Genomic DNA, 26,161 nt, shown 5'->3' on the forward strand with positions numbered 1-26,161 from the left:
TGTTGCTGCCGCTACGTTTGCACTACGCTTTCGCACAGAAAAAACATTTGTTGCTGCCGCTACGTTTGCACTACGCTTTCGCACAGAAAAAACATTTGTTGCTGCCGCTACGTTTGCACTACGCTTTCGCACAGAAAAAACATTTGCTGCTGCCGCTACGTTTGCACAAATAAACAGCTCTGCTTTTAACACGAGGATTTCGAAAGATCCGTCATTTTAATAAGGAAAGGACTATATATACCTTTACATTCGTTTTTGACAATAAAAAAATCCTTTTCTCACGCTTACTTAACATGAGGAAAGGAATAATGACTTCGTAACCTTTCACTCTTATCGTTCAAGGGGTATCCCTTGCATCAGGTTGGCACCAGCGCATGTCGTGAAATAGTTCATGCAGGTTGCCGGGTTTCACAGGGCCTGACCCTCCACCAGCTCGGGATAAGAGTATCCGTTCAATATCTCATAATACGTAAAAGGTCGAACGTTGTCAAATATTTTTAATGTATCTTATTAAGTAAGTATGGGAGAAACTAATTTGGATTATGCTGTAAATTGAAACAAAATAATCCCTATTCTCCACCTCACATCATGTGTTAACATATGTGTGACCCTTTACAGCACATTTTGTAGTGAAAGCAAAGCGTCAGCTCCGGAAGACCATCAGTACATGTGGTGGATGAATATGATTGTAGCCCCTTTTCAGTAGGCGGCAAGCTCCAATTGATAATAAAACCAGCTAAACTTCACATCCTGTGCGAACCTCATGTTATCCAAAGGCTTCTAAACGCAATTTTGCTGTGTCGAAAGTGATTGTGAAATCACTTAATAATAAATAGGGTAAAAAGCATTATCAAAACGAATCAATTTACTTTTTGTCGTTTTCTTGAAAAGTAATAAAATCGCAAAAATAATTTCTGAATTAGTATAGATTATTTAAGCAATTGTGTTATACTATTTTTGAAATTAAGAAAATCTCCCTCAGACTCTAGGGAATACTATAAAAAAGGATGGTATTTAATCGATGAATTCAGTAGAAATTGCAAACGAACTGAAGGAATTATTAAGCGGCGGTAACATTAATGTTCAACTTTCAGTACCACAATTAGCTGAAAAAGCTACATCTCGTGGTGAAGCTATGTTAACAGTAGATGGCGCAGTTCGTGCAGAAACTGGCAAATACACTGGTCGTTCACCTAAAGATAAATATACGGTAGAAGAAGAAAGCACAAAGGACAAAATTGACTGGGGGAAAGTTAACCAACCAATTTCTTCTGAAGTGTTCGATAACTTATATGTAAAAGTAGTAAAATATTTAAAAGAACGTGACGAATTATTCGTATTCAAAGGCTTTGCTGGTGCTGACAAAGATTCACAATTAAGCATCCAAGTAATCAATGAATATGCTTGGCACAATCTTTTCGCTCATCAATTATTTATCCGTCCAACTAAAGAAGAATTAGCTTCTCATGTTGCTGACTTCACAGTGATTTCAGCTCCTAACTTTAAAGCAGACCCTGCTGTTGATGGCACAGCTTCTGAAACATTCATCATTGTATCACTTGAAAAGAAAATTATCCTAATCGGTGGTACTGAATACGCTGGTGAAATCAAAAAATCTATTTTCGGTATTATGAACTACTTATTACCACAACAAGGCATCCTTTCAATGCACTGCTCAGCAAACGTTGGTGAAGCTGGTGATGTTGCATTATTCTTCGGTTTATCTGGTACTGGTAAAACTACTTTATCAGCTGATCCTGACCGTAAGCTAATCGGTGACGATGAACACGGTTGGTCTGATAACGGTGTATTCAACATTGAGGGCGGTTGTTATGCAAAAACAATTAACCTTTCTGCTGAAAAAGAACCAGAAATCTACAACGCAATCCGCTTCGGTTCTGTTCTAGAAAACGTAGCAGTTGATCCAGAAACTCGAGTTTGTGACTATGACGATGGTTCATTAACAGAAAATACACGTGTCGCTTATCCAATTCAATACATTGAAAATATTGTTGATCCATCTGTTGCAGGTCACCCAAAAACAATCATCTTCTTAACGGCTGATGCATTTGGTGTATTACCTCCAATCAGTAAATTAACAAAAGAGCAAGCAATGTACCACTTCCTAAGCGGTTTCACATCTAAACTTGCTGGTACAGAACGTGGAGTAACAGAGCCAGAACCAGTATTCTCAACTTGCTTCGGTTCTCCATTCCTTCCACTTCCAGCAACAGTTTATGCTGAAATGTTAGGTCAAAAAATTGACGAGCATGGTGCACAAGTATACTTAGTGAACACTGGTTGGACTGGTGGCGAATATGGTACTGGTAGCCGTATGAAACTTTCTTACACTCGTACAATGGTACGTGCTGCAATTGATGGAAAATTAGCTGATGTTGAAACAATTCAAGATTCAGTATTCGGTTTAAACATACCAACTTCTATTGAAGGTGTACCAACAGAAGTGCTTAACCCTCGTGATGCATGGACAGACAAAGCTGCTTATGATGCTAAAGCTGCTGAACTTGCTGGCTTATTCAACAAAAACTTCGAGAAATTCTCAAATGTTTCTGAAGCCATCACTAACCTTGGCGGTCCATTAAAATAATTTATTAAGCAAAGGGAACGATTTAATAGTCGTTCCCTTTTTTATATCCCCTTATTTTGAAAAGTCCACTTTTCATATTGTTAACTTTGTGTATAATTCATATTAGTAGTTTTAGGGGGATACATATGAAAAGAAAGTACAAAGTGATTATTACCATTGTCAGTCTTCTATTAGTATTGTTTGTTGGGGCTGGATTTTTTGCAGGGAATTATTTTTATAACTTCGCATTAAATCCTAATACTGATAAATCAGAAGTGTTTAATGCCCCGCACAATTCTATTGCTGTTAGTCCTAAGGATGCTAAAGAAAAAGAAGAGAGTGAGAAGTGGTTTAAAGAGAATTATGAGGATTCTTATATACATTCTTTCGATGATTTGAAATTACATGCCTATACGCTTAAAAATACAAACGAAACAAATAAATGGGCAATTGTTTTCCATGGTTATTCATCTGATGGCTCACAAATGACAAAGTACGCTAAGCATTTTTATGATACAGGCTACAACGTTCTCGTACCTGATGCAAGGGCTCATGGAAAAAGTGACGGTGACTATATTGGTATGGGCTGGCATGATCGACTTGATGTAGTCTCTTGGATTAATAATATTATCAGTTCTGATAAAAACGCTGAAATTGTTTTGTATGGTGTTTCCATGGGTGGTGCTACAGTGATGATGGCCTCAGGAGAAGATCTACCTGACAATGTTAAGGCTATTATTGAGGATTGTGGCTATTCCTCAGTTTGGGATGAATTCTCCTATCAATTGAAAGCACTCTTTAATTTACCTGAATTTCCTATTATGCATTTTTCTTCAATTGTTACGAAGTTAAGAGCTGACTTTACGCTTGGTGAAGCTGATACCGTCAAGCAAGTAGCAAAATCGAAAACACCTATGCTATTCATTCATGGAAGTAATGATACATTTGTTCCCTCTGATATGCTAGATGAAGTATATGAGGCTGCCAATGTACCGAAGGAGAAATTTATAGTTGAAGGTGCTGGACATGGCGGTGCAGAAAGCGTTGCTGGAGACTCTTATTGGAAAACTATTAATAATTTTTTAGGAAAATATATAGAGTAAACATCCTTATTTTTTGCTACCGCTCAGGTGTCTACCCAAAGCACCTGAGCGGTTCTTTGTCCTTCCCGAGTAGTTTTCCCACTGACCCGAGCAATTCTGAGGTCTACCCCGCGTTAATATCTTTTTGATTCCAAAAAGTTTCTACATTAGAATCGTTGAATGGAAAGACAGCTTGAATACCTTATTGTCGTTTCATCCATTCGCAAAGTGCATGTACTGTCTCTCTATTTTTGGCCGGTGGATACTGATGAGCGTAGCGGTGATCATACCATGTCTCATATGTTTTATTGGCATCCTTTAAATAAAATTCTAACTGTCTTGCATGTTCAATATCTACATTTTCATCAAGGTAGCCATGAATAATAAGTATTGGAGCTGTAATGTGCTCTACCTCAAAAAGTGGTGTTCGAGCATCATAAGCCTCTGGGACACGATTAGGCGTCCCTCCAATAACACGCTTCATCATCCGGCGCATATCTGTCCGCTCCCAATATGTAGCTGTTGCATCAGATACTCCTGCCCATGTAACCACAGATGTGATATCTCTCCGTAAGATTGCAGTCCAAAGTGCCATTATACCACCACGTGAAAAACCAAAGACATGAATATTATCATTACAAAACTGTTTTAGCACCTCTACTGCATATACAGCGTCATAACGATCAGCTCCTGCAAACTCATCTCGACCTTCTCCACCTCGATTGCCACGGTAATATGGGGCAAAAACGATAAAGCCTTGCGCTGCAAACTGTGCAACCCGTGAAGGTCTAACCATACCAATGCTTTGCATGCCTCCCCGTAAATATAAAAAGCCATCATATGTACCTTCTGCTTTAGGCTCCGCTAATAATCCCTTCACACGTAGATCTTTTGACATATACGTAATTTCTGTTAAACGAATAGCTGGATTGGGCGAAGGATAAGGACGTTTTTCAATGATCTCACCATTGGTCATATTGTTTCAACTCCTCCAGCATTTTCTGCATCCCTTCATCCTTCATATGAAAGCTTAAATTTGGATGATTAGCAAATTCTTCATCCGTTAGCCAAGTCATTCCTGAAGTTTCTAAATCAAATTCGATGTCCTCCTGATCTACAAACTGTGCGGTAAAGACCGTTTTACAAAATAAGATGTCATCATGAACGGCGTATTCTGCAAACCATTTAAGATTTTTCACATGAACACCAGTCTCCTCAAATACTTCCCTAACTGCTGCCTGCTCTAATGTTTCTCCAGGTTCTTGCTTGCCACCTGGGACCTCTACACCACGACGTTTATGAATCGTACATAACCACTTATTTTCATGCTTTAATAAAACAAGTACATGCTTAGGCTCAATGTCCAATTCGCCTCTTATAAAACTTAAATCCACTCGTAAACCATTTAAATCTGTAAATGAGAACATGCTCTTCAACCCCTTCTTTATATTGTTAAAGTCTTATTTCATGCAATGAGTCGAATCAATTACTAAAATATATTGGCATTCTTCGGCTTTTGTGATGATCTTTTATTTCACTATAGTGTAATCATATAGCTACAATCAACAAATAAAATCACTAATATTCAACTCCTGTAGTGTAAATATATTGTCATTAGAACTATTAATCAGTGCGATTGAGGATTTTAACAGGGAGCGATACCGCATTCAATACTATGTTTATTCAATTGTAAGCAACTACAGCGCAACAAATTTTGAAACTTCTCTACCGTTGGATTAGCTCATCTTTTATACCAATGGTTAATCCATCAAAAGTTGCTCCTAGCTGTTCAGTTTGCCAAATTAGTGAATTGGAAAATAGGAAATTAACTTTTGTAGGCATTGAACCCTTAGTAGTTTCCAAAATTAGCTTTCATTGACGGTATCGTTTCTTCAATAAAAAAGGGTCACTGAAAGTTTTTTTTCAGTGACCCTTTATTTTTATACACGTTTGTTAAAATAAGGAAGCTGTTCCACAAATACCTTTGTATCATCATCACCATACTCATGGACGAGTGCATAGATTTTTTTTAATCGCAAATCAATTTCATCATTTTCTCTATCTAGATGATATTGTATATATGGCAATTGCGCACGCCATGCATTCGAAATTTCTAACAGCTGCATTTGCTGAAAAATCTTTTCAAAGACATCTAATGCTTGTCGATCTATATTGAGTTCAAAGTTCCACGGTCCTGCATATGGATTTGTATAATACGTTCTATTGGCAAGTGAAAAGTATACACGTTGACGCTCCATCTCTACAAAACACTCCTTTTACCATAGTATGGTGATAAAAGTGTTGTTTTATTCGCTGGAATGTCAAACTTCCTTCACAACTAAGTAAGATTATCTAATTTATAATAGATATGATGAATAAGGAACGGAGTGAATGCCATGAGTTTAATCACACTCTTAATTGTAGCAGCAATCATCGTTATTTTAATAACTGTCGCGACTATTATCAGTGTCAATCGTGCGTATGCTTTTAAACATACAGTTGATGAAAAACCTCAGCAGAGCTTTCATCAAGACGATGACTAGTTCAATTTGTACATTTTTTCATGAGATTCTTTTATAATATTATTAACGAATAGAATTTGGAGTGAACGCAATGGGAGTACCATTACCTATAATCATTATGATCGCAATGATGATGCTTATGTTTGGAGTTTCTGTGATTGTCCTGTTGAAGAAAAAAAGTAATTTCTTTACACAAACTATCGATGCTAAGCCTAAGCAGATTAACGCTCAACAAAAGGATAAACAAATATGAAATATCCCTTTATATGGCTCATTAAGTTTTACAGAAAATTTATATCACCAATGACGCCGCCATCCTGCCGCTTCTACCCTACATGCTCCTCCTATGGGCTTGAAGCTTTTCAAAAACACGGTGCCATTAAAGGATTCTATTTAACGATTAAACGTATATCAAAATGCCAACCATTCCATTCTGGAGGCTTTGATCCTGTGCCTGAAAAATGGCCTTCGAAAAAGAAATAATTTTCGAGGGTCATTTTTTCTTGTACTTTTTTCAGATGTGCGTTATCATAGAAACTGTTCTAAAAATCAAATCGTAACGATTACTATTTGAAAGAGGTATACTACAAGATGAAAAAAGTATTTTTATTATGTTTAGTTGCAGTTCTTGCCCTATTCACTGCTGCCTGCGGAGATAAAACATCAACATCTAAACAGTCAGAAAAAAAGGATAAATTAACAATTTACACAACTGTCTATCCATTAAGTTATTTTGCACAACGAATTGGTGGCGATTTTGTAAAGGTTTCTTCTATTTACCCTGCTGGCGCCAATGAACACACATTTGAGCCAACACAAAAAGATATGATGAAATTAGCAGATGCTGATATATTTTTCTATATCGGTTTAGGACTAGAGGGCTTTGTTGAAAATGCCAAAAAGACCCTAGCTAATGAAGATGTAACAATGGTGGCAACTGCAGATCAGGTTTCAGATGAAAAATTAGCTATGAGCACCGGTCACACACATGATGATGAAGAGGATGCTAATCATGAAGATGACCATGGCAAACATGAAGACGGACATGGTGATCATGAACATGGTAATGTAGATCCACATGTTTGGCTATCACCAACTATCAGTCAAGACTTAGCACTTTCCATTAAAAATAATCTAGTAAAAAAAATGCCAGAACAAGAAGCTACATTTACAGCTAACTACGAGGCATTGGTAAAAGAACTACAGGATTTAGACAATGAATATAAAGCAATGGCTAATAAAGCGCAAGAGAAGACGTTCTTCGTATCACATGCAGCATTTGGCTATATCGCAGGTCAATACGGCTTAAAGCAAATTCCAATAGCCGGTCTAAATTCACAAAATGAGCCTTCTCAAAAAGAACTTACAGCAATTGTTGATAAAGCAAATGAGTTGCATATTCACTACATTTTATTCGAGCAAAATGTTTCTTCTAAATTAGCCGAGGTTATCCAAAAAGAAGTTGGAGCAAAGTCTCTTGTCTTGCATAATTTAAGTGTTTTAACAGCAGATGATGTGAAGAATGACGAAACTTACTTCACCCTTATGAAGAGAAATATTAAAACTTTAGATACCGCATTAAACACTCATAAATAAATGAGTAAGGAGGTGCCCCGAAAATCATTTGGGACACCTCCTTTATTATGACGTACTTTTCTTGTGGCATCCGTTTTTCCGCTCTATAAACACTTATTAGCCCTTTTCTCTTATGCAAATCATTTTGTATTATATTTCGATTAGCCTTTACTTGGGCTACATTACTTTCTAAAATGATTGGTTCCCATTCATTTAGATTCAACTGAATAGGATTATCGCCTTTTTTACCTTTCAAAAGCTTTGTAGGCTGTACTATTAATTGCTTTACCATTTGTTTATTTTTACTTAAAATAGACAGCTCTTTATCAAAGTTAAAATAACTATCCAATATTGGTTTTGTAAGAGCTTCAACCTTACTCGTTTTTTGTAAATCAATATAGGCTTCACTTGTAGCAGCTGGGAAACTTGTATAGTCCCAAGAGTGATCTTGTGCTAATTGGTGATCAGAAACTAAAAAATAATTATAACGTACCTCACCTTTACGATCAGGCAATGGATCATCCCATGTAACGTCGATATGATACCATGCATTATCAAGCTTTACTAAGACCCATGCGTGAAGTTGCTCCCCTACTTTTCCTGGAACATATTGTACTTCAAAGCCTAACATCTCTAACATTCGATAAAGCACTAAAGCATATGCCTGACAAACTCCCTTGTTTTCCGTAAGCAATGTGTAGGGAGAATATTGACTTCCTTTGGTTTCCTTTGAATATTCAGTAGATAGAACGATAAAATCATGTGCGGCCTGTATTTTCTGCATTTCGCTTAATCCATGCATAGGTTCAATAATATTCGTCAAAGTCTGTTCTACAAACGTTTCCTCTTCCTGCGAAATATGGTAGGTAAACTCAAATCTAATGACAATATTATCGGCGTAGCCATCATATTTCCATTTAAAACTAGAAATATTGGCGTAAATATATGGATCTTGAATAGCTTGTTTAATAAGTTCTGATAGTTCATCTTTTATTTCCGACGTATTACCAGTATAGCGAATGTCAAATTCAGTAGATAATTGCATGACTTGTTTTTGAATTAGATGTTGTAGTGTTTCTATTGAATCGGCAGTTGCAATATTCTTTTGTTCATAGTTTGCGAATACTTGCACATGACTCATTTGTAGAACAAATAATATAATGACAACATTATATATATATTTTCTCATATGAGTCTTTCTCCTTTACTAACTAGTTTATGCCTGTCATTTCTTATTATGTTAATGAATGATTAATTTAATCCTAAAATTTCACTAAAAATGACTTACCAATTATCCCTCGGCATAATTGCGTTCAGAATCGGCTTTAACTTCTTTCATAGGGTTGAAAAAAACATTGAAATTAAGGTGGCATATTAAATAAAAAATATGCCCTTTAGCAAAACGTGGAGTTGATTTCCTTTCCGGCTGGGCGCTTTGCCGCTGACGCTTCGCTTTCGCGCAGAGCAGAGCTTCCTGGGGGCGTCCGATGAGCCGCTTCGCTTCGCTCCAGGGTCTCATCTGTGACGCTGATCCCCAAGGAGTCGCCCAGCCTCCACTCCAATCAACCACTTCACATAGTATGTATCTTTTGATATGTTATTGATAAACATAAAAGAAAACCACTAATAATAATAACGGGTTCTCTTGTTGGGGGAGTTATTTTAAAAACCCACAAACAGCAATACTTTTCTCATTCTATATAATTAAAAATAAACACAAAAAAGAGCATCGATTCCGATGCTCTTCTAGTTTGAAAATTTATCAATTTCTTTTTGTCTCTGTAATTTTAGGCTCATCATATGAAATAATATCGATTATATGGTTCAAACAAGGAATTTGGTAGTGAACGAACTGCTTCTCAGGAAATATATCTTCAGCAATTGTTCCTGCTTTAATAAAATCCAAGTATTTACACCTATCAATAAATACCTGCAGTGAATTTTCTTCTGGTTCAAAATTTATTTAAATATATACCCTTTAAATTTCATCAAATCTTGAAAATTCATTGCTTCCCCATTATGAAGAATTCTATTTGTATTAGTCCATTAATTTTCGACGAAGTAGCTTGTTGGCACCGTTTCGAGGGAGCTTGTCCGTAACAATAATTTCTTTTGGTATTTTATATTTCGCAAGCTTCTTTTGACAAAATGCTTGTATTTGTTCTACCTGTATTTCTTCTTTTAATACAACAAAGGCGATTGGTACCTGTCCCCAAGCATCATCATCGATCCCGCATACTCCCGCTTCCTTAACAGCAGGGTGTGTAAGTAGGACATTTTCGATTTCAGCAGGATAAATATTTTCTCCACCTGAAATAATTAAATCCGCCCGACGATCAATGACAAATAAATAACCTTCTTCATCTATATAACCAATATCCCCTGTATGGAGCCAGCCATCAATCGTTGCACCTTTTTCGCCAAAACGACCAATGTATCCTGGTGTAACATGTGGGCCACGTATGCAAATTTCTCCTTCACCATTGTCATTCTGCTCAGCAATGCGAATTTGATTAAAAAATAATGGTTTTCCTGCAGAACCAATTTTTTGCATCGCATCTTCATTTGCTAATGTTGCAGTTTGTGACGAAGTTTCAGTCATACCATACGTTTGAGCTACGGCTAAATTTAATGCATGTGCTCTCTTTAAATAATCTACTGGCACAGGTCCACCACCCGCTAGCATCATTTTAAATTTTGGTGAAGCTTGTGCATTTTTCTGTTCAAGGGTATGTAGAATCCTTTCCAATGTTACAGCAACTACTGACATATGTGTAACCTCGCCATCCATTATATTTTGTGAAATGGCTTCTGCATCAAATTGATCATATAAATGTACTTTATTGCCATACAACAATGAGCGCACTAAAATAGAAAAGCCACTAATATGAAAAAGTGGTACAGCACATAACCAAGTATCGTCCGCATGCAAACCTATATTTAAAACGGAGGCAGTTGCACTTGCCTGATGATTTCCAACTGTTTGACAAACCCCTTTTGGAAAACCAGTAGTGCCAGATGTATACATAATCGATGTTGTTTGGTTTATAGACCATTCTTTCGTAATATCAATAGCCACTTCTGTACTTTTTTCTATAGTAGAAAATAAATAATATGACGTATGTGATGGTAATTTTTCTATATCCTCATCTGCAATTAATACCGCTACAGCCTCTGAATCCTCTAGCTGATAGGCAATTTCATCCTGTGTTAGCCTACGATTTAGCATGACCATTTCACATTGTAAATGCATACACGCGTACATCATAATGACAAGGGAAGGCTTACTCGGCCCCATTATGGCAATACGGTCTCCTTGCTTAATATCCAGTGCTGTAAGTTGACGAGCACGTTTTAAAGATAGATCATTTAATTCTCGAAATGTCCAAGTCTGCCCATTATATGTTAAACCGTTTCGTAAAGGTGTTAAATACGCTCGCTGTAAAATCCAATTTAGATACATCTCTTTATTCCTCCAATCAGCCTTAATCTTACCGCTTTATCGCATCATCCGTCTATTTGTTAGTTTGAGGAGATATGTCCATTGCTTTGATGAGGTAATCCGTTGCTTTGACATGTCTATTCGGTGCTCTGACACGGTGTTCCGCTGCTAAAGCAGGCTGTTTCACCGCTAATGCACCGTTGTCCGCCGCTAAGCCGTAACTCTTTCCGTTGCTCTAGCACAAGTCTATCCATCTCGCTACTTTAGATATACAAAAAGCTCGTATCTCATTAAGATACGAGCCGTTAAACGCTTCAGATAATCAAGGGAATCTTGGGAATTGACCGAAATCTGGTTGACGTTTTTCTTTGAATGCGTCACGACCTTCTTTAGCTTCATCTGTTGTGTAGTAAAGAAGAGTAGCGTCGCCAGCCATTTGTTGAAGACCTGCTAAACCATCTGTATCTGCATTCATTGCTGCTTTTAAGAAGCGTAGAGCAGTTGGAGACATTTGTAGCATTTCTTCACACCATTGTACAGTTTCATCTTCTAATTGCTCATAAGGAACAACTGTGTTAACTAATCCCATATCAAGTGCTTGCTGTGCATCATATTGACGGCAAAGGTACCAAATTTCACGCGCCTTTTTATGACCGATAATACGTGCAAGATAGCCTGAGCCATAACCAGCATCGAATGAACCAACTTTTGGTCCAGTTTGTCCAAAGCGAGCGTTGTCAGCAGCAATTGTTAAGTCACAGACAACGTGTAATACGTGTCCACCACCGATTGCATAACCTGCAACCATCGCTACTACAGGTTTTGGAATAACACGGATTAAACGTTGTAAATCAAGAACGTTTAGACGTGGGATCTCATCTTCACCAACGTAGCCACCATGACCGCGTACTTTTTGGTCTCCACCTGAACAGAAGGCATGCTCACCTTCACCAGTTAAAATGATAACTCCAACATTTTTGTCATCACGTGCACGTGAAAAAGCATCGATCATTTCCATTACCGTTTTTGGTCGGAATGCGTTGCGCACTTCTGGACGGTTGATCGTAATTTTTGCGATACCGTTATAGAACTCATACTTAATGTCTTCATAAGTATGTAAACTTGTCCATTGACGTGTCATTGAATTGCCTCCTAATAATTAAATTCGTCTCGTTCAAAATCGAGGCGGTAACGTAAAATTTTATTACGATCAATTATGCCTCGGCATAATTGCGTCTGGAATCGGCTTTGTGCAATCACAAAGAATTCCTTTCCGATTCCATGACATCCGCCGGAGGCTTTAACTTCTTTCATTGGTGTTGAAAGAAGTTAAATACTCCTCTACTATTGTAGCAAACTGAGCGGGATTTTCCACATGAATTGCATGGCCAACGTCATTTACTGTCGTATGCTTGGCATTTTTTAATAACGCTTTCATTTCTAGAGCGATTTTACAAAATTTCTCATCTAAGGAGCCTGTAATTAATAGAACAGGAATATCAAGCTTCTCCAATGACATCCAATTTGATGGTTGGCTACCTGTACCAATCCCTCGTAAGCTACCTGCCAAGCCTTCCTCCTTCTGAGAAAGTCGCTCTAACCTAATCGCTTCTTGTACACTGTGCGGTAAACGCTTTTGAGATTCAAACAAAGGAATGTTCTCCCATGTATTAACAAATGATAACAAACCGTTACTAATTATTTTTTCAGCTAGAGCATTATCCCGCTCACGACGTTCAGAACGTTCCTTTGAGGTTCTTAAACCTGGCGAAGCACTTTCTAAAATTAGCTTTTCAATACATTCAGGGTAGGAGATTGCATACGATATTGCAACTCTCCCTCCCATTGAATAACCTAACAGCGTAAATTTCTTGAGCTGTAGCTGGCCAAAAACTTCCTCTAAATCTTGGATTTGCTCTTGCATTGAGAAACGACTAATTTGCTGAGGTATAGCTGTTTGACCATGACCAATTAAATCAATGGCAATAACTCGGATACTCGGCAGAGCTTTCGCTAAATTTTTCCATGTAGCCGTACTACCTGTAAAACCATGTAATGCCACGAGCGTTTGCTCCGCTTCTTCATTCCAGATTTCCACGCATGTTTCAAGCCCGCGAATCATTAGCTTTGCCATGCTTTTAACCCCGCATTAATGCGATTCCACAGTGCCCGATGCGCATAGACATTTTCCTCACGATCCGTGAAAATTTCGATTAAGCGCAGTGGGCGTTTTTTTATCGTAGTGAACTTTATTGATAGCTCTGAAATATCTTCTACGCGTATATAGTCCATATCGTACATATTGGCAATATCACGGAATTCAAGGGCAGTTGGCGTGCCAAATAAATCTTCATAATGTGCCTCAACTTTGGATTGAGGTAAATAAGAGAAAATACCGCCGCCATCATTATTCATAACGATAATTGTCAGATTGCATTCCTGGTATCTTGAAGCAATTAGACCGTTGACATCATGTAAAAAGGCTAAATCACCAATAAGCAAGTAGGTCTCACGGTTATTTCCTTGACTAAAGCCCATTGCAGTTGACACGACGCCATCAATACCATTCGTTCCACGATTTGCAACAATACGAATATCCTTCGGTGTTGCCATTAAAAACGTATCAATATCGCGCACTGGCATACTGCTACTAACAAAAATATCACTGCCATTAGGGATTATTTTTAGTAATCGACTTACCATTGCTCCTTCATCAATCGCACCATCAGAATAGTGTTCAATATACTCTAGTGCAATATCATTGGCATCCTGCCACTCAGCTAAATACTCTGCTTCTAATGCTGTTTCAAGGATCTCTAATTGTGTGAGCCACTCACCAATACTTGCATGAACAAAATGAGTAGATACACCTGTAGCATCACGGAACATCGGATCTTCATCGACAACAATATAAGCATCAGGCTGAGATTTAGTAATAAATTGCATGATAAATTTAGAAACAGGCTGTGCTCCTAAACGTAGTACCGTATCTGGTTCAACTAATGCTTTAAAATCTTCACTTTTCATAATTGCATCGTACGTTGTGATAACATATGGCAGACAATCCTCTGGGACAGATGCTCGCATATTGGATAAACTCTCGACAATAACCGGCCATTTTAATTTTCGAACAAATTCCCACATGATTGTTAAATCTGTACCAAGGGCTAGCTCACCAATAATTACAAAGCCTTTTTTTGTTGCACTTAAAATCTCCGATAGCTCCTGTTGAGTCGCCATAGAAGGTATTAACTGCCCCATGCTACTGTGCTTAAATGTCGCTTCTGGGAGTTCCTCGCGAAAATCAATCAACAAAGGTTCTCTGAACGGTACATTAATATGCACTGGTCCAAATGGTGCGCTCATGGCAATCGCTACCGCACGTGCAATATGGCGCTCGATAAACGGCAATGTTGGTGCTGCATCATCTGCCAACGGGAAATCCACGCTCCACTTGACTTGCGTGCCATATAAATTCGGCTGATTAATAGCCTGTGGTGCACCAACCTCTCGCAATTCATGTGGTCGATCAGCTGTGATGACGATTAACGGTACTCGAGCATAGCTTGCCTCAACAATGGCAGGAAAATAGTTTGCCGCAGCTGTTCCCGATGTACATAAAAGAACAACAGGTTTTGCTGTAGCCTTTGCAATTCCTAGCGCAAAAAAGGCAGCAGATCGCTCATCAACCTGACGATACATTTGGAGCTGTTTCGTTGAAGCAAATGCATAAGCTAAAGGTGTCGAACGTGAGCCAGGGCTGACAACAACGTTTTCAACACCAGCTTGCACTAATGATGCTACCACTTTATAAACATAGTCCGTTAAAATTTTCCGTTCACTCATGTAATTGTCCTCCTAGCGCACGTAGCATTGGACGGAATTTCACTAATGTTTCCTCATATTCAGATTGTGGCTCTGAATCTGCTACAATACCGCCACCCGCATATAAATAAGCTTTGTCATTAAGTAAAGCAGCCGAACGAATGGCCACTGCAAATTCCCCATTACCTTCAGCATCTATCCAACCAATTGGAGCAGCGTAAAGTCCACGATTCATAGGCTCATACTTACGTATAGCTGCCATTGCCTCTTTTCTTGGCACACCACCTAAAGCTGGCGTTGGATGCAAAGATTTTGTCAGTTGTAATATTGTTGCTTCATTTTCCAACTGACCTTCTACAGGTGTATATAAATGTTGTATATCTCTAATCTTTAGTAGGCGAGGGCTATCCGGTATTTTCATCTCTACACAATTTTTACGGAATGTTTCCGCAATCATATCGACAACATATTGATGCTCACCACCATTTTTCGAATCATTTAATAAACTTTGTCCATAGGCTTCATCTTCCTCTGCTGTCTTACCACGTTTAATAGAGCCTGCAACACAAGATGAAAAGGCGCGGCCCTTTTCTACTTTGACAAGACGTTCAGGGGACGCACCAAAGAACAATATTTCTTGACGTTCTAAACCAAATAAATAGCTCTCTGGCTGCTCATGAATAATTTGTGATAGCACCTGTGGTGAGGAAACTTGTTCTTTAAATTGCAATGCTAGTGAACGTGCAATAACGACTTTATCTGCCTTCTTCTGCTTAATCAATGCTGTTACTTGGTCAATCGAAGCTAAATATGGCTCCTTATATGGTTCAAAATAACTTGTTATTTCAGGCTTTGAATACGTTTTCACTTCTTTTACCTGAGCAGCATGAATTAAATGATCTCGCTCTTTACGTAGCGCTTCAAATTGAGACTCTGCCTGCTCATTTTCTGAAATAAGATGAATACTTACAAACGCTTTGTCATCACGGATGACAAGCTGATATGTTGCGAGCGCAAAATAAGCCTCTGGAAAGTCTGTCCACTCCCCAGTTACATCATTTTGTGGATCGAATGTAAATCCGCCAAACAAAATTGGCTGTAACTCGCTTTGACCCTTAACACAGTTTTTCGTTAAGCTTTTCCATTCCGCTTCTACCGCATCAAAGCGATCATTTTTGGCGTTATTTTGAATTGTATAGGCATGTCCTAGCCCTACTAATGTCATTGTTTTTTCTCTATTTTGCCAATAAAATCGTTCACCTTTATAATGCTCCTCGCCCGCCGCATAAAATGCGAGCGCCGATAAGCGACTTACTTCAATTGTTTCCATATAAAAATGAAGGCTTTGGCCCAAAGAGTCCACTTCTACCTCTGTGGCTTGGTACCACTTCTGTTGCATGAAAATTACCTCCGTTGTTGCAATGTACATAATGAATGACGCACGGTATGTTTTGTACTCGTTCTACACTTTCAGTCATAAATATCAACCACTTTGGCTTTTCTTGAAGCACAAATTGACCAAGACTTTGCATAATGAAGTGAGCGTTTGTACTTTTTCCACATCGTATTTCTTTTGTTAAAATAGTTGTCATTGTTTGTTTGCTAGCCTATTTTTCGTACTGTTGCTATTATCTTAATTATTATTTTCAGTTCATAAATGCATGTACTATTGTATCATTTTTTTTAACTGAACTGTATGTAATAAGCTGTGAACCTACCCAATTTCTCATTCTTCGTATAAAATAGGAATAGTCTACAACATTTGAAGGAGAGAAAGACCTTATGACAAAAGTCATTGAAGCTGATAGGGGTTTTAAAGTTTGGTGGCATTTAACACGTCCACACACTTTAACCGCTTCATTCGTTCCAGTATTTTTAGGAACAGCGATTGCCTTAGCAATTGAAAAACAAACAATTGATTTTGGACTATTTTTTGCTATGCTCATTGCAAGTATGCTTATACAAGCAGCAACAAATATGTTCAATGAATATTACGATTACAAATTAGGATTAGACAATGAAAACTCTGTCGGTATCGGCGGAACTATTGTACGTCACGGTGTTCAACCAAAAACAATTATGATGATTGCCTTAAGCTTCTATGCAATCGCTATGTTGCTTGGCATTTACATATGTGCCTCAACCTCTTGGTGGCTTGCTGCTGTCGGGCTTGTTTGTATGCTTATTGGTTTTTTATATACTGGAGGACCATACCCAATAGCCTATTCACCATTCGGGGAACTTGTATCTGGCGCTGTTATGGGAATGGGGATTGTCTTAATCGCCTTTTATATTCAAACGCTTACAGTAACATTTGATGCAGTTATGCTTTCAGTACCGAGTATGATTTTAGTTGGGGCTATCATGCTGTCCAACAATATTCGTGATATCGTTGGCGATACAGAAGGTGGTCGTAGAACGCTTGCTATTTTAGTAGGTCGAGATAATGCCATTTCTGTGCTATCAGGCTTTTTTATCGTTTCGTACTTATGGGTAATCGCTCTTGTAGCAATTGATGGTATTACATTTTGGGCTCTAATCATTTTCTTAAGCGTTCCAAAGCCTCTTCGTGCTATTCAAATTTTCCGCGATAAAAAAGAAGCAAAAGAAGTTATGCCTGCGATGAAATTTACAGCGCAAACAAATACATTCTTCGGCTTCCTCTTAGGAATCGGTTTATTAATTCAATATTTCTTTTATTAAGATACGAAAATGCAGCAGCCTTAACGGGCTTCTGCATTTTTTACATAACGTCGAAAATTATTACTCGCAAGACCACGAACTTCTTCGATTGAAAAATGTTCACGTAACGCCTCTAATAAATTTTGTACCTCTCCTGCGTGTGCTAATCCTTTTACAGTAGCATCTATTCCATCGAAGTCTGAACCTAGTCCAAGGTGCTCTACCCCTACTATATTCGCTAGATGCTTCACATGCGCTACTAAATCATCCATCGTAGCATTATCAAGGATAAAAGGCGGATAGTAAACGACATGAATATGGCCACCATGCTTGATAAGTGCTTTTGCCTGAGCATCCGTTAAATTTCTTGGATGATCACAAATTGCACGTGCATTACTATGGCTCGCAATGATATGCTTCGAAAGTGGCAGGACATCCCAGAAGCTTTGTTCATTTAAATGTGAGACATCGATAATAATATCTCTCTCATTTAGCAAGTTTATAACCTCTTTACCAAATGGTTTTAAACCAAGACTTGCATCCTGTTCAGCACCGTGGGCCACAGCATTTTCTTCATTCCACGTTAGGCCAACAAGCTTTACACCTGCATCTAATATGGCAGAAAGCTTTGCTAAATCTTTACCGACTGGACCACAGCCCTCTAAGCTTAAAATTGCGCCAATTTCATGTGGAGCTAAAGTATCTAATTGCGACCAATCAGTAATATGCACCATACCCTCAGTTTGTAATACATGTGTATGAAAAGCTTCGATTTGCCGCACTGCCTCTAAAAATTGCATATTTTGCGGAATTTTAGGGTCAATAAAAATAGCAAATACTTGTGCCTTAACCCGCCCTAATTGTAATCTCTCTCGATTGGCATGCAAACGCACATCATCTTCAAATTTTGCCGCTTCTAAAGTTGATAATTTCAATAGAGCATCGCAGTGTAAATCAATTATATCCATATCCTCACCCCATACAGCTATTATACTGCCTGTGAGTGAAAATGCTTACTAACTTTTATCTTGAGGTGTATCAGAAGAGCCAAATTCCTCAAGTTCAATGAAATCATCCGATTTTGGGGTAGAAGACAACACATCTTCCTCCACTGGCCTTAAATTATCTTCTTTTTGCTCCGCATGTTCAACACACGTCAATGCTTTCGGCATAGCTTCTAAGCGACCAATAGGAATCTCCTCACCACATACAGCACATTTACCATATGTACCTTCCTCCATCGCTTGAAGTGCAGCCTTTATTTCCTCAGCATTGTCCCCACGGTGCTCATCAATCGCCATTTCCGTTAGCTGATCCGTTAAATCACTCGCATTGTCAGCTGGATGATTATCATAATTAGATAGCTCTGTCGCTTGCGGACGCTCTGATTCCTCAAGTTGCTGTTCTATTTCCTGTAGTTCCTGCTCTAATTGCTTTTTTAATTTTTCCATTACTTGTGGGTTCAAAAAAATCTCCTCCTCATGCCTTCATTTTTTCCTAAATAAATATTTCTAAAACATTAAAGCATGAGAAGGAATCACTTTTTTTTTCGTATAATTACGCCAATGCGAAATTAATTATGGCATCATGTAAAAATATTGTGGCTCCCTGAGAAACGCGCTCATCATAATAAGCTGTAAATCGTTCATCTGCTATATACATCTGCGCTATACCAGCATGTGCCTCCTTAGAATATTGTGACCATGAAAAGCTAAGCCAACGCTTATGAAGCTCTGCTACCTCCATTGCTACATCATTTTTCGTATCGCCAATTTCCATCGCTTCTTTTAAACGCTTAAATAATTGCTGTTCTAGCTGCTGCATTGCCTCATACTGTTCCTCCGTCATATTCATTAGCTTAGCATTCGATGCATCAACCGTCTTGTTACCATATTTCCCACGAATTTCTTCACCATATTGCTTTTCATTTTCCTCGATTAGCTTATCTTTAAATCCATTAAATTTCTCTTCATTTGTCATTGGTTGTTCCTCCTCAATAGATTGAATGGTTTTTTCCACTGTTTGTAATATTTTTTCCAGCTGCTCCTTGCGTTTCAGTAAGGCTACACGATGGATTTTGAGTGCCTCTGTATGTTGGAAATTAGGCGCTTGAATAATTTCCTTAATGGTTGCTAATTTCATATCTAATGCTCTATAAAATAAAATTTGCTGGAGCATATCAACTTCAAACTGTCCGTAAAATCGATAGCCCGCTTCATTAGTTCTTGCTGGCTTCAGTAATCCAATTTCATCGTAATAACGTAGCGTTCTTGTGCTAACCCCGGATAATTGGGCAAGCTCTTGAATTGTATATTCCACACTTTCACCTCCACTATAACTACTGTAAATGTTTACGCAACGTTAAGGTCAAGAAAAAATACATAGGTCTTAACGAATTCAATACATGTAAATGAAAAAAGCAAACTAGAACATTTTATTTTCACTAGTTTGCTAATTCTTCAATTAAATTTTCGCATATTTCCCATGCCACACAATATTTCTGTAGTTTTCTATATCTGTGTCACCTTCAGTGTTAATAAACAATACTTGAGAATTTTCATCTAATTGTAATGTATCCTTCAGTTCCGTATATTGCTCATTCGTCATCAATTCATAAAAACATCCAACTGGGGCAGCTCCAGATTCTCCAGCAATAATTCGTGCATCTGTTGCTAGTGGGTTTCCAAGAATGCGCATACCCGTTGCAGCAACTTCCTCATCACAGCAAATACTCACCTTCGTATAAGTCTTTAACAGGTCCCAAGCAAGTGGATTCGGCTCACCACATGCAAGACCTGCCATAATTGTTTGCATCTCTCCACCAACCGTTACAAACTGCTCAGCTCCTGCCTTAAAGCTTTCATAATAGCAATTCGCTACAAAAGGCTCAACTAAGACAAATGTAATCTCTTGCTCATAATATTGTTGTAAAAAAGCTACAACTGCACCAGCAAAAGATCCAACCCCAGCTTGTAAAAATACATGGGTAGGTGCTTTTTCCAACTGCTCAACTGCTTCTTTTATTAGTGTAGTATAGCCTTGCATAATCCATAACGGGATTTCCTCATAGCCTTCCCACATCGTATCCTGAATAACAATCCAGCCATTTTCTGTTGCTAGTTGTGAAGTATAACGAACTGTATCATCATAATTCATTGTCGTTATTTCAGCATATGCACCTTCATTTTTAATATTTTGGAGGCGCTCCTCTGCACTACCAGCAGGCATATATATGCGAGCTTTCAAACCAAGCTCTCTAGCAGCCCAAGCCACTCCACGACCATGATTACCATCTGTCGTTGAAATAAACGTTAAGTCTCCTAGCTGCTCCTTTACTTCTGGTGATTTAAGCTGCTCAAACGATAGCTCATTAATATTTCTATCTAACTTTTTGGCAACGTACTGCCCAATTGCATAAACACCGCCTAATACTTTAAATGCATTTAAGTCAAATCGATAAGATTCATCTTTTACAAAAATACTTTGTACCCCAACTAATGATGCAAAGGCATGTAAGCTACGTAATGGAGTGCTTTCAAATTTTTCATATGTACGCTGAAATCTACCAACACGATCTACTTGTTCCAGTGAAAAATTACATAGAAAAGGTACTACTTGTTCTACGTTCTTTTGTAACAGATATTGTTGGTTGTTAGTCCATAATAATTTTCCCATCCATATCCCCCTAGCTTTTGTTCTATTTTCATCTTAGCTTATAGAATCACAAAACAAAATACTATACATTGCTATATTACATAATTTAGGCTCCTCACCATATCGTGTAGTTGATTTCTGTTCCAACTGGGCGCTTTTATCGCTGCCGCTTCGCTTTCGCGCAGAGCAAAGCTTCCTGGGGCGTCCAGCCTCCACTCCAATCGATGATGAAACCTTTCATGAAGCTTGTCGTATATATACCATTAAATCAAATTGGAGGTATATAATGGATATTCCTTGCAAGATAGCGATAATTGGAGGAACAGGGACAGTAGGAAGGTATATAGCAACTCATGCAATAAAAAAAGGATATCATGTTCGTATGCTTGTTAGAAATCCAGATAAGTTACTGTATAAAAATGCCAAAATAGGATTAGTGAAAGGGCAGGTTCAAGATATAGAAAACATCCAAGAACTTCTTAAAGATTGTCAAGTTGTTATTAATACATTTGGTCAACCACCTAAAGAGGAGCCCATTTATAGCAAAGTTACTACTAATATTTTTAAAGTGATGAAAGAGTTAAACATTAATCGTTATATAGGTGTTTCCGGTGGTTCTCTAACGATTAAAGAGGACAAAAAAAGCATGATGAATCGTTTTGGAGCAAAGATATTTGAAGTTTTCTTTTCGAAAATGATGCAGGATAAAAAATTAGAATGGGAATTTTTATTAAATAATAAACATATCAAATGGACATTAATTAGATTGCCGTTTGTAAAAGATAGCTTAACATCGAAACAGATAAAGGAAAACCTTACTGATATGCCTGGTACAAAAATTACAAATCAAGATATAGCCACTTTTATCATTGATCATATAGATAATACAAAGTACGTACACAAAGCACCGTTTATCTCCCATTAATATACTAACAATAAAATGACATAGAAAAATAGCATGCTGAAAATGTATCTAGCATGCTATTTTTATTGACAATAATGATGTCTTAGGAAATTCTTGTTTAATCACTTTTATTTATCTTTGTACTATAAATGTTTGTGGAATGGAGTTTAAATCCAACTTATTCTCATTTTCATCCGTAATCGAATTATTTGCGGAAGCTTTAATCGAAATAGTTCTGCCGTTTTCAAATAAATTACTCTGCGTTGTTCTAATTAGCACAACTTTATCATTACTTTGTGATTTAGTGCTACTAACTATTACCGGTACACCATTCACTTCAATATTAAAGTCCGAACCATAAACGTTCTTTACAGCCTCGCTGAAAGTAAGCTCTAATGTTTCTGAATTGCTAACCTTAACATCTATAACCTTTGGTGCAATATTTTCTTTAAGGTTAATTGATGTTCGCACCTCGTCGAATGATTCCAAAGAGTTTGCTGCTCTTAAGCCTCTAATCGTGATATTACGTAAGCCACTATAATAATTCGAATCCTTTTTTAATGTAAGCTTAATACGATTTAAAGCGGATCCCTCTACAACTGCACTCTCTACCAGAGCATTATCAATACTATAATTTTGAACGTTTTGAGCAAGTTCTGGCTCAACAGGATAATTGAAATTTAAATAAACAATATTATTATCTTTTATTGAATATGGATCTGTTACAGATGTTTGAATTGCATTGGACGGCAATAATGCAAGTTTATTATTATTAATATTTAAATCACCATTACGTGTAAACTTAATATTTCGCACTTCAGTGACTGGCACACCGTATAAATTTGTAACATTAAATAAATTTAATTTGCCATCGTAAAGAGCTCCCTTTTTATCACGACTAACTAGCAATCCTGCCATTCTAACACGTAATTTCGTAGGTTGATCTTTTACGATATGAATATCACTTTGAGACCCTATTGATACCTCATACGAAATGTAATTATCCATATAGCTTCCAGTAAATGATGCTTTTGCGCCAGCTCCTAGCTTCACTGACTTATCGAAAGTTAATTGTAAATATTCTACACTATCCTCGTATACAATTTCAGAATTAATTAGGGCAGGCGCCTTATCATCTCTTATAAAGTTATGATCTTTTGAAAATGTTGCCGTTTCACCTGATAAGTCGGTAATTACACGACCAGTAGCTGTAGCAATCGTTGTAATTCCTAGAAGCGTACTTCTTGGATCCACCGTCACATTAAATAAACGACCATTTTTCGGATCTTTCTCTACAGTATTTACGGAAATTGAATACTGACCGCTTTTTACTGAAAGATCGGATGGAGAAAGTGATTGAATATCCTCTGAGAACAATAGCTGGAACGTATTTGGTCCAGTTTGTGTTACAGAAGATAGTGTCGGCGGAACTCCATCCTTATCTCCCTTTTTCACTGTTACGGTAGAAGAGTTTGGTGAAATTATGTTCCCTGCTAAATCTGCTGCCCCTACGAATGTAATTTGGATAGGTGTACTAGGAGCTAAATAAACACCATTTACTGTTGCAGCTGATAAATCAAAAGTTGCTTCAGTTGCGTTTTGCTCAATACTTCCTACTACATTCGCTACCTTTGTACCATTTGCTAATGTAAATTGAATGCGTTCATTCGGGAGTGCTGCCATTGGCTTAGAAAACTGCACTTTAACGATTGAAGAATTGTTTCCTTGCGTTGTTCCTAAAATCGTAGGCGATTGTGTATCCCCAGCAATAACAAAGTTCGCATCTACTTTTTGAAGCACTAAGCCCTTTTCAGATTTGATGTTATTAAACACATAACGATGTGTACCTTTTAATGGCTCATTCATTGTAAAGATGATTGATTTTCGATCTGCACTGATTTCTGTTTTCACTACAGATAGTGCTTTTAAAGTATCCACATTAGAGAAAGCTACAATATTATCCTGTAATTTCCCATCTACTTTGAGCACAGACAGTGGGTCAATTGCTTGGTTGAAAACAACTTTAATCTGAGAGGCATTAATCCCCTCAATTGATTGTACTTTTAGCTCATTGACTTCATATGTAACAACAGCGGAATATGGTTTGTCATTAATTTTAAAATCTACCTTCGTCTCCACATTTTCAGTAAGTGGCTTTGCTAATGTTACCTTATGGCTTGTCCCATCTGTTAATGTCACCTGTAGTGTATTTGCATCTACAACTTTAACTGTTTGGATGAGTAATGGCACTTCAGGTTCCTTAAGCATATCATTGATATTCGTCATCGAACGATGTAAAAATGACGCAAATTGACCACGTGTTAATGTGTTTTTCGGATTAAATGCCTTTACATTTGTAATTTTTGCATATTCTAACGCGATGATGGCTTCACGATTTTCTGGTAAAGCTAAATTTAAATCTGTAATAGAAGATTTATAGTTATCTTTTTTATACATCGCAATTAAATTGATATCGTAAACTTTTTCAATCGCACGTACTAAAATAGAAGCCATTTGTTCACGTGGGATATACTCAGAAGGTAATAACTTGTTGTTAGTCCCTTTGAAAATACCAGTATCATTTATAAGCGCAGCGTATTGTAGTAATTCTTTATCTTTTGAAGATGTAGGCAAGTCTGTAAAACGTACTTTCTTATTGTAGTCTGCTGGCACTTGGAAGTGTTCTGATACAAGCCATTTTCCTAAAAATTTCGTTACATTGCCTTTCGTAAGGACGGCATTTGGCTTAAATGTGCCGTCTTGATATCCACCTACAATTTTTAAATCTGCTAATGCCAAAATAGCCTCTTTATGATCACTTTTTGCAATATCTGTAAAGCTGGCTGCACTTGCAGTAGGCACAACAGCCGCAGCAACTAATGCAGCAGTTGCCGTACTCATAATCCATTTACTTTGCTTTTTTTTCATATTTATTACCTCCAACTAATTCTATTCATTCCCATTATAAAAGAAAGATAGATTTATTCCAAAGGATATACCAATATTATAGTGATTTTCCATGGATTATTTGTCCAAAGAAAGTGCGCTTAGCAAATTTAAATTATATTTAATTTTTTCTATATGAAATTGCATAATTTTATTGCTTATATTTGATAGAGACGAGGAATATAAAGTATGGTTTTTAGAGCCTTTTTTATAGTATAGAGCCATGGTTAAACAAATCTTACATGCGGTTGTCTCTGAACGGGATAAACAAAAGGATGTTAGTCACAACGAATGACACGTTCGTATGGAAGAATTGTTATTCTGATAGCTCAGTGAAGTCGAAGGAACGGGCTTATTCGACTCCTATTTGAACGACTATTCTAACCACAACAGCGGATCGTAGAAAGGATTTTTAGACGTTTTCACATATTAGAGGGAGGAATTGAAAATTGATATCTATTTTGCTAAGCATATTTTTCTTAGTGGTGTGGGAAATAATAGGAATACGGAAAACTTTCTTCTTGAGTGCTACCCGTAGAAAAACAATTTTAATGAGTTATTAGAGGAAAGTTTTATCGAAGTCTTTCACAAATTTAATAACGTATTAGTTAGATTATGTTACACATAATTAAAAAAATGCAGTAGATGTAAGATACATCTACTGCATTTAGTATGACCCGTACGGGATTCGAACCCGTGTTACCGCCGTGAAAGGGCGGTGTCTTAACCACTTGACCAACGGGCCAATGGCGGAGAAGGAGGGATTTGAACCCTCGCGCCGGTTACCCGACCTACACCCTTAGCAGGGGCGCCTCTTCAGCCTCTTGAGTACTTCCCCACAAAAAAAATGGCTCCGAAGGCAGGACTCGAACCTGCGACAACCTGATTAACAGTCAGGTGCTACTACCAACTGAGCTACTTCGGAATAATGGTGGGCCTAAA

General features: G+C 37.6%; 23 protein-coding genes, 3 tRNA genes, 1 pseudogene and 1 riboswitch. Of the genes and pseudogenes, 8 read left to right on the top strand and 19 right to left on the bottom strand.

Going from position 1 to position 26,161, the window contains the following annotated elements:
• Positions 1-192 (bottom strand): hypothetical protein (locus ACQKNC_RS14715; protein WP_427425578.1); only part of this gene is annotated, 192 nt, incomplete at its 3' end.
• 135 nt (positions 193-327) lie between these two features.
• Positions 328-445, bottom strand: a riboswitch (SAM riboswitch).
• A gap of 576 nt (positions 446-1,021) precedes the next feature.
• Between ACQKNC_RS14715 and pckA the strand changes: the two genes are divergently transcribed.
• Both pckA and ACQKNC_RS14725 read left to right on the top strand, forming a co-directional pair.
• Positions 1,022-2,608, top strand: coding sequence for a phosphoenolpyruvate carboxykinase (ATP) (gene pckA, locus ACQKNC_RS14720; RefSeq protein ID WP_427425579.1), 1,587 nt, complete (start codon positions 1,022-1,024; stop codon positions 2,606-2,608).
• Positions 2,609-2,733: 125 nt separating this feature from the next.
• Complete coding sequence (locus ACQKNC_RS14725; RefSeq protein WP_427425580.1) at positions 2,734-3,690, top strand: alpha/beta hydrolase; 957 nt, start codon at positions 2,734-2,736, stop codon at positions 3,688-3,690.
• A gap of 181 nt (positions 3,691-3,871) precedes the next feature.
• Here the strand turns inward: ACQKNC_RS14725 and ACQKNC_RS14730 are convergent, their stop codons facing one another.
• From ACQKNC_RS14730 to ACQKNC_RS14740, 3 genes are all read right to left on the bottom strand, one after another.
• Complete coding sequence (locus ACQKNC_RS14730) at positions 3,872-4,645, bottom strand: alpha/beta hydrolase family protein (RefSeq protein ID WP_427425581.1); 774 nt, start codon at positions 4,643-4,645, stop codon at positions 3,872-3,874.
• The gene (locus ACQKNC_RS14735; RefSeq protein ID WP_427425582.1) at positions 4,632-5,096 is read right to left on the bottom strand and encodes an NUDIX hydrolase; all 465 of its coding nucleotides are present in this window, start codon (positions 5,094-5,096) and stop codon (positions 4,632-4,634) included. The genes ACQKNC_RS14730 and ACQKNC_RS14735 overlap by 14 nt, the downstream gene beginning before the upstream one ends.
• 513 nt (positions 5,097-5,609) lie before the next feature.
• A complete protein-coding gene (locus ACQKNC_RS14740; protein WP_427425583.1) occupies positions 5,610-5,927 on the bottom strand; it encodes a transposase in 318 nt (105 codons plus the stop codon).
• A gap of 138 nt (positions 5,928-6,065) precedes the next feature.
• Between ACQKNC_RS14740 and ytzI the strand changes: the two genes are divergently transcribed.
• The 4 genes from ytzI (at position 6,066) to ACQKNC_RS14760 (ending at position 7,787) form a co-directional block, all read left to right on the top strand.
• The gene (ytzI, locus tag ACQKNC_RS14745; protein WP_427425584.1) at positions 6,066-6,212 is read left to right on the top strand and encodes a YtzI protein; all 147 of its coding nucleotides are present in this window, start codon (positions 6,066-6,068) and stop codon (positions 6,210-6,212) included.
• A 70-nt stretch (positions 6,213-6,282) separates the two neighbouring features.
• Positions 6,283-6,444, top strand: a complete 162-nt coding sequence (locus ACQKNC_RS14750) for a hypothetical protein (protein ID WP_199777783.1) — start codon at positions 6,283-6,285, stop codon at positions 6,442-6,444.
• A complete protein-coding gene (yidD, locus tag ACQKNC_RS14755) occupies positions 6,441-6,674 on the top strand; it encodes a membrane protein insertion efficiency factor YidD (RefSeq protein ID WP_427425585.1) in 234 nt (77 codons plus the stop codon). Before ACQKNC_RS14750 ends, yidD begins: the two co-directional genes overlap by 4 nt.
• 108 nt (positions 6,675-6,782) lie before the next feature.
• Complete coding sequence (locus tag ACQKNC_RS14760) at positions 6,783-7,787, top strand: metal ABC transporter solute-binding protein, Zn/Mn family (protein WP_427425586.1); 1,005 nt, start codon at positions 6,783-6,785, stop codon at positions 7,785-7,787.
• On the opposite strand, the gene ACQKNC_RS14765 is transcribed toward ACQKNC_RS14760, so the two are convergent.
• The 7 genes and pseudogenes from ACQKNC_RS14765 to ACQKNC_RS14795 form a co-directional block, all read right to left on the bottom strand.
• The gene (locus ACQKNC_RS14765; protein ID WP_427425587.1) at positions 7,750-8,955 is read right to left on the bottom strand and encodes a transglutaminase domain-containing protein; all 1,206 of its coding nucleotides are present in this window, start codon (positions 8,953-8,955) and stop codon (positions 7,750-7,752) included. The two genes, ACQKNC_RS14760 and ACQKNC_RS14765, sit on opposite strands and share 38 nt — an antisense overlap.
• Before the next feature lie 573 nt (positions 8,956-9,528).
• Positions 9,529-9,773: pseudogene (locus ACQKNC_RS14770) on the bottom strand (hypothetical protein).
• A 31-nt stretch (positions 9,774-9,804) separates the two neighbouring features.
• Positions 9,805-11,229, bottom strand: coding sequence for an o-succinylbenzoate--CoA ligase (locus ACQKNC_RS14775; protein ID WP_427425588.1), 1,425 nt, complete (start codon positions 11,227-11,229; stop codon positions 9,805-9,807).
• A gap of 301 nt (positions 11,230-11,530) precedes the next feature.
• Positions 11,531-12,349 (bottom strand): 1,4-dihydroxy-2-naphthoyl-CoA synthase, encoded by an 819-nt coding sequence (gene menB / locus ACQKNC_RS14780; protein ID WP_132364614.1) that lies wholly within the window; start codon positions 12,347-12,349, stop codon positions 11,531-11,533.
• 159 nt (positions 12,350-12,508) lie between these two features.
• Positions 12,509-13,342 carry a 2-succinyl-6-hydroxy-2,4-cyclohexadiene-1-carboxylate synthase gene (gene menH, locus ACQKNC_RS14785; protein WP_427425589.1) on the bottom strand — a complete coding sequence of 278 codons (834 nt, stop codon included), beginning with the start codon at positions 13,340-13,342 and terminating at the stop codon, positions 12,509-12,511.
• Positions 13,330-15,054, bottom strand: a complete 1,725-nt coding sequence (gene menD / locus ACQKNC_RS14790) for a 2-succinyl-5-enolpyruvyl-6-hydroxy-3-cyclohexene-1-carboxylic-acid synthase (RefSeq protein WP_427425590.1) — start codon at positions 15,052-15,054, stop codon at positions 13,330-13,332. Before menD ends, menH begins: the two co-directional genes overlap by 13 nt.
• On the bottom strand, positions 15,047-16,432 hold the full coding sequence (locus ACQKNC_RS14795; RefSeq protein WP_427425591.1) for an isochorismate synthase: 1,386 nt from the start codon (positions 16,430-16,432) through the stop codon (positions 15,047-15,049). Before ACQKNC_RS14795 ends, menD begins: the two co-directional genes overlap by 8 nt.
• 383 nt (positions 16,433-16,815) lie before the next feature.
• Here ACQKNC_RS14795 and ACQKNC_RS14800 point away from each other — a divergent pair, with 383 nt between their 5' ends.
• Complete coding sequence (locus tag ACQKNC_RS14800; RefSeq protein WP_053485082.1) at positions 16,816-17,736, top strand: 1,4-dihydroxy-2-naphthoate polyprenyltransferase; 921 nt, start codon at positions 16,816-16,818, stop codon at positions 17,734-17,736.
• Between the two features lie 20 nt (positions 17,737-17,756).
• On the opposite strand, the gene ACQKNC_RS14805 is transcribed toward ACQKNC_RS14800, so the two are convergent.
• From ACQKNC_RS14805 to dpaL, 4 genes are all read right to left on the bottom strand, one after another.
• Positions 17,757-18,683, bottom strand: a complete 927-nt coding sequence (locus ACQKNC_RS14805) for a dipeptidase (RefSeq protein ID WP_427425592.1) — start codon at positions 18,681-18,683, stop codon at positions 17,757-17,759.
• A gap of 48 nt (positions 18,684-18,731) precedes the next feature.
• The gene (locus ACQKNC_RS14810) at positions 18,732-19,181 is read right to left on the bottom strand and encodes a TraR/DksA C4-type zinc finger protein (RefSeq protein ID WP_427425593.1); all 450 of its coding nucleotides are present in this window, start codon (positions 19,179-19,181) and stop codon (positions 18,732-18,734) included.
• A 91-nt stretch (positions 19,182-19,272) separates the two neighbouring features.
• Positions 19,273-20,034, bottom strand: coding sequence for a MerR family transcriptional regulator (locus tag ACQKNC_RS14815; protein WP_427425594.1), 762 nt, complete (start codon positions 20,032-20,034; stop codon positions 19,273-19,275).
• 144 nt (positions 20,035-20,178) lie between these two features.
• Positions 20,179-21,390, bottom strand: a complete 1,212-nt coding sequence (gene dpaL, locus ACQKNC_RS14820) for a diaminopropionate ammonia-lyase (RefSeq protein WP_427425595.1) — start codon at positions 21,388-21,390, stop codon at positions 20,179-20,181.
• Between the two features lie 265 nt (positions 21,391-21,655).
• Here dpaL and ACQKNC_RS14825 point away from each other — a divergent pair, with 265 nt between their 5' ends.
• Positions 21,656-22,294 (top strand): NAD(P)H-binding protein, encoded by a 639-nt coding sequence (locus tag ACQKNC_RS14825; RefSeq protein WP_427425596.1) that lies wholly within the window; start codon positions 21,656-21,658, stop codon positions 22,292-22,294.
• 111 nt (positions 22,295-22,405) lie between these two features.
• On the opposite strand, the gene ACQKNC_RS14830 is transcribed toward ACQKNC_RS14825, so the two are convergent.
• The 4 genes from ACQKNC_RS14830 to ACQKNC_RS14845 all read right to left on the bottom strand — a co-directional run bounded on the left by ACQKNC_RS14830 (position 22,406) and on the right by ACQKNC_RS14845 (position 26,144).
• Complete coding sequence (locus tag ACQKNC_RS14830; RefSeq protein WP_427425597.1) at positions 22,406-25,201, bottom strand: S-layer homology domain-containing protein; 2,796 nt, start codon at positions 25,199-25,201, stop codon at positions 22,406-22,408.
• 691 nt (positions 25,202-25,892) lie between these two features.
• A tRNA-Glu gene (locus ACQKNC_RS14835) sits at positions 25,893-25,964 on the bottom strand.
• A 2-nt stretch (positions 25,965-25,966) separates the two neighbouring features.
• A tRNA-Ser gene (locus ACQKNC_RS14840) sits at positions 25,967-26,057 on the bottom strand.
• Between the two features lie 10 nt (positions 26,058-26,067).
• A tRNA-Asn gene (locus tag ACQKNC_RS14845) sits at positions 26,068-26,144 on the bottom strand.
• Positions 26,145-26,161 lie beyond the last annotated feature (17 nt).

This window comes from Lysinibacillus sp. NPDC094177, from assembly GCF_050279145.1.
GTDB lineage: Bacteria > Bacillota > Bacilli > Bacillales_A > Planococcaceae > Lysinibacillus.